Source organism: Hyphomonas sp. UBA3601, from assembly GCF_002375605.1.
Taxonomy (GTDB): Bacteria; Pseudomonadota; Alphaproteobacteria; order Caulobacterales; family Hyphomonadaceae; genus Hyphomonas.
In genome coordinates this window covers 1-4107 of the sequence record NZ_DFME01000101.1, presented here as the reverse complement: position 1 = coordinate 4107, position 4107 = coordinate 1, and the positions used below count along the sequence as shown (strand labels likewise).

Below are 4107 nucleotides of genomic sequence, written 5' to 3'. Positions count from 1 at the left end.
CGGGACGGATTGTCGGATGCCTCAATTGCGCGGCTTCTTTCCTCCATCAAGGCGCTGTATCGCTGGCTGGGCCGCACATATGACATTGAGAACGCGGAGATCGCCTATTTGCAGGGTCCGAAGCGTCCACAGCGCCTGCCGCGGCCGGTATCAATTGAGGCCGCGAAGGATCTGATTGAAGAAGCCGGGACAGACCCTGATTCCGAAGCCTGGATAAATGCACGCGACGCGGCGGTACTGTCATTGCTCTATGGTGCGGGCCTGCGGATTTCTGAAGCCCTCAGCCTGACCGGCGGAGATATTCCGGCGCCGGAGCGACTGAGAATTGCCGGAAAAGGCGGCAAGGTGAGGATCGTGCCCCTGATTCCGGTAGTACGGAAGGCCGTTGATACCTATGCAAGTCTTTGTCCCTACAATCTGGGTCGCAACGATGCGTTGTTCCGGGGGGCGAAGGGCGGGGCGCTCAATCCACGCCTGATTCAAGGGTTGGTGCAGAAGCTCCGCGCGGTGCTCGGCTTGCCGGATACTGCGACGCCACATGCGCTTCGCCACGCCTTTGCGACGCACCTTCTGGCAGCTGGCGCAGACCTCCGTGCGATCCAGACTTTGCTGGGCCACGCGTCGCTTTCCACCACTCAAGTCTATACAGGCGTGGACGCCGAGCGCTTGCGCGATGTGCATGCCGCCGCGCATCCAAGAGCCTGAATAGCCTTAGGAAACTCTTTCAAATTGCCCATTCCCGCCTCAATTGAAGGTAATCTTACTGCGATACTGTGGAGAAGTACGCAGAAAGGATTGACGCCATGGGTGTCAAAGGAAACGCAATTCTCGGGCTCATCACGCTGGCCGCGTTCATCGGATGCGGACTAATGGCTCAGGCGCAGGAAAGCCAGGTCGATTATGATGGCTTTGTGGACCTTTCAGCTGAAATCTCAGACTACCGGTCTTCGCGTCTGGTTGATCTCGACACATTCAACGAAATGAAAACCGATAGCGATACGATTATCCTGGATACGCGCAGCGCTGAAGCTTATCGCTTGGGACACATCGATGGTGCTGCTCATCTGAACTTCTCCGACTTCACCGATGACAAGCTCGCACAACTGATCCCGTCAAAAGACACGCGCATCCTGATTTATTGCAACAACAATTTCACGGACAATGTCGCGCCTGTTCCGGTCAAGCGGATCGAGCTGGCGTTGAACGTGCCTACCTTCATCAATCTCTACGGCTATGGCTACGAGAACATATATGAACTGGATGGAGCTTACCCCTTGGCGGAGCCCGCCATTCATTGGGTAGGAGAGGTCTCTCCGCTCTAGGCTTTCCAGAGCGCCAACTCTTCAGTAAAACTCAACTGTTCATCTGACGCATTGCTTTCAGTGCGGCCTGACGTCATGTGACGCCGCGAGACAATGCAAGAGCGAGATGCCCTGATATGACTGCAGATGCGACGCCTGTTGCCGCCAAGAAGGTCAACCCGAACGCGCCGACCGAGGAAACCGTCCTCGAGGTGAAACACTATACGGACCGACTGTTCCGGTTCCGTTTGACCCGGCCGTCGACCTTCCGGTTCCGGTCAGGCGAGTTCGTGATGATAGGGCTCTATAAAGATGACGGCCGTCCATTGCTTCGCGCATATTCCATTGCCAGCCCGAGCTGGGATGAGGAGCTCGAATTCTACTCGATCAAGGTCGCTGACGGCCCGTTGACGTCTCGCTTGCAAGCGATTCAGCCGGGCGACAAGGTTCTGCTCGGCAAGAAGCCGACTGGCACGTTGGTGCATGACGCGCTGGTGCCTGGCAAGCGACTCTATTGTTTCTCGACCGGGACCGGCTTTGCGCCTTTCGCCAGCGTTGTGCGCGACCCGGAAACCTATGAGAAGTTTGACGAAGTCATCGTCACCCATACCTGTCGTGAAGCTGCTGAACTCGATTATTCCAAGGAAATCGTGGAAGAGACGCTGAATCATGAATTCCTTGGCGAACTGGCTCAGGGCAAACTGCGTCGCTATGGAAGCTGCACGCGCGAGGACTATGAGTACAAGGGCCGTATTACAGATCTGATCGACAGTGGGAAACTGTTCGAGGACCTTGGCGTACCGCCCCTGAACCCGGAAACCGACCGCGTCATGATTTGTGGCTCCATGGAGATGATCCAGGATGTGAAGGATTTGATGATCAAGGCGGGCTTGACCGAGGGTTCGAACGCGTCGCCAGCAGAATTCGTCATCGAAAAGGCCTTTGCGGGCTAAGCCTGACCCGACAAGTATATTGGCGCTTTTGCGCTGGCATGGTTAATCTTCCTGTTCGGGAGGACGTAGCAACATGCGTAGAATTTCAAGCTTGGCTGTGGGCCTTTTGGCCGCCGCCATTTCGTCCGGTTTCAGCGCGTCTGCACAGGATCGCGCCTGTCGCGTGGAGGATACGCCCACCGGTGCCAAAGTCGTTGGCGGCGTCAACGCGCATCTTGCCAACTGGCCTGGCATCGCGTCGATCCAGCTGAACACGCAACGGGGCGCCTTCCATGTCTGTGGCGCGGCAGCAATTTCGAAAGAATGGATCCTGACCGCCGCACATTGCGTCGAAGGCTTCAGGGTTTCGGAACAGAGCGGACGCGTCTTCGCCTTCGAGGATGCAGGAGATGGTGGGCCGGAGCGGAAGATCGCAGCCATTCGGGTCCAGCTTGGCACCGGCGATCTCGGCCGCACTCCGGAAGGGTCACAAGCTGCATTCGTTACGAAGGTTGTCACGCACCCGGCTTATGCGGGCGCCGAAGATATCTACAAGGGTGCAGACATCGCGCTCATGAAACTCGACACGCCATGGGAGGGACCACTTGCGACCCTGTCGACAGATGCGACGACGGACAGATTGTCCAAGGCGGGTGAGGAGGCTTGGGTGGCCGGGTTTGGTAATCTGGTGGAACTGGAGCCAGGCCAACGCACCAAATGGCAGAATGCGCGCAATTTTGCACTCGCAGCGCCGAGCCTCGTCTTGCAGGAAACTTCGGCCCCAACCGTGGCAGCATCGGTGTGTCAGGCGCGTCTTCGCAAGGCCTCCATGCTGGAAGGCTATCCGGCGGATTACCAGTCGCTGATCGTGGATAAGACGCTCGTCTGCGCCGGGCTGGAGCAAGGCGGCCAAGATGCCTGTCAGGGCGACAGTGGCGGTCCACTGGTGAAATACGACAAGAATGGTTGTCCCTACCAGATCGGCGTTGTCAGCTGGGGTGTCGGGTGCGGACGGCAGGAGAGCCCCGGCGCCTATACGCGGGTATCTGCGTATACGGACTGGATTCGCACCTATGTGCCTGATGCGAATTTCGTTCAGTATGCACAGGTTCCACCGCCCACGCGCGGCGTACCTGACCTTGTTTCGAGCGTGCAGCAGGATTTCGATACGATCGTCAAAGATATGCCGGTCACATTGGTGAATGCGGCAGGCCAGCCCGTGTCTGTCGTTGAGAACGGCCAAATGGTCGACCTGAAAGTGACCTTGCCCGTCCGGGGAAAGCTGGTCCTGTTCGATTACAATGCCGATGAAGTGCTGACACAGCTCTATCCGAACCCGGTTGAAGCAGCGGGACGCTGGCCAGTGCGTGAGGCGGGCGAAACCGTATTCCTGGCAAAGGATATCTTTGGCGAACCGGGCCTGCAGGCCGGGCCGCCGCTGGGCCCTCAATCCATGATCGCCATGGTCGTGCCGGAAGATGCGCGCTTGCCGGTTTCACCCCAGCAGGGCTTTCAACAGATTGATGCTCCGGTCGATTACATTACCCGTCTGGTGCGGACCGCATTGCGCCAACAGCAGACGGTGCGTGGGCTGTTCCGCATTGCTGCTGCGGAGGCGGGCGAAGTGGCCGAAGCTGAGCCCGAGGTACGCTCCGAGACGGCTCCGCCTGAACCGAAGCTGGCCATGGGCGTGCTGAACTATTGCATCGACTCGCGGATCTGCGGGACAGGAAATGACGAGCCGTCCGACGATCCGAGATAGATCAAATTCGCAACATCGTGTTCAGCGGGTAGTTACCGTAGCCGTGTTACGCGAGAGGGATGCTCCGCCGCCTTATTGCCATCCTGCTGACAGTATATGCGATCGCCTTTGC

Annotated in this window: 4 protein-coding genes; all 4 read left to right on the top strand. The window is 58.1% G+C overall.

Going from position 1 to position 4107, the window contains the following annotated elements:
• Positions 1-705 (top strand): tyrosine recombinase XerC (locus B4F73_RS10000; RefSeq protein ID WP_290483164.1); only part of this gene is annotated, 705 nt, incomplete at its 5' end.
• 98 nt (positions 706-803) lie between these two features.
• Complete coding sequence (locus B4F73_RS09995) at positions 804-1322, top strand: rhodanese-like domain-containing protein (RefSeq protein ID WP_290483163.1); 519 nt, start codon at positions 804-806, stop codon at positions 1320-1322.
• A 116-nt stretch (positions 1323-1438) separates the two neighbouring features.
• Positions 1439-2254, top strand: a complete 816-nt coding sequence (locus B4F73_RS09990) for a ferredoxin--NADP reductase (protein ID WP_206991657.1) — start codon at positions 1439-1441, stop codon at positions 2252-2254.
• A 73-nt stretch (positions 2255-2327) separates the two neighbouring features.
• A complete protein-coding gene (locus B4F73_RS09985; protein WP_290483162.1) occupies positions 2328-3995 on the top strand; it encodes a serine protease in 1668 nt (555 codons plus the stop codon).
• The last annotated feature ends 112 nt before the right edge of the window (positions 3996-4107 follow it).

Excerpts from the sequence above, each read along its gene's own strand:
- B4F73_RS09995 (WP_290483163.1), top strand. The coding sequence starts at position 804 with ATGGGTGTCAAAGGAAACGCAATTCTCGGGCTCATCACGCTGGCCGCG.
- B4F73_RS09990 (WP_206991657.1), top strand. The coding sequence starts at position 1,439 with ATGACTGCAGATGCGACGCCTGTTGCCGCCAAGAAGGTCAACCCGAAC.
- B4F73_RS09985 (WP_290483162.1), top strand. The coding sequence starts at position 2,328 with ATGCGTAGAATTTCAAGCTTGGCTGTGGGCCTTTTGGCCGCCGCCATT.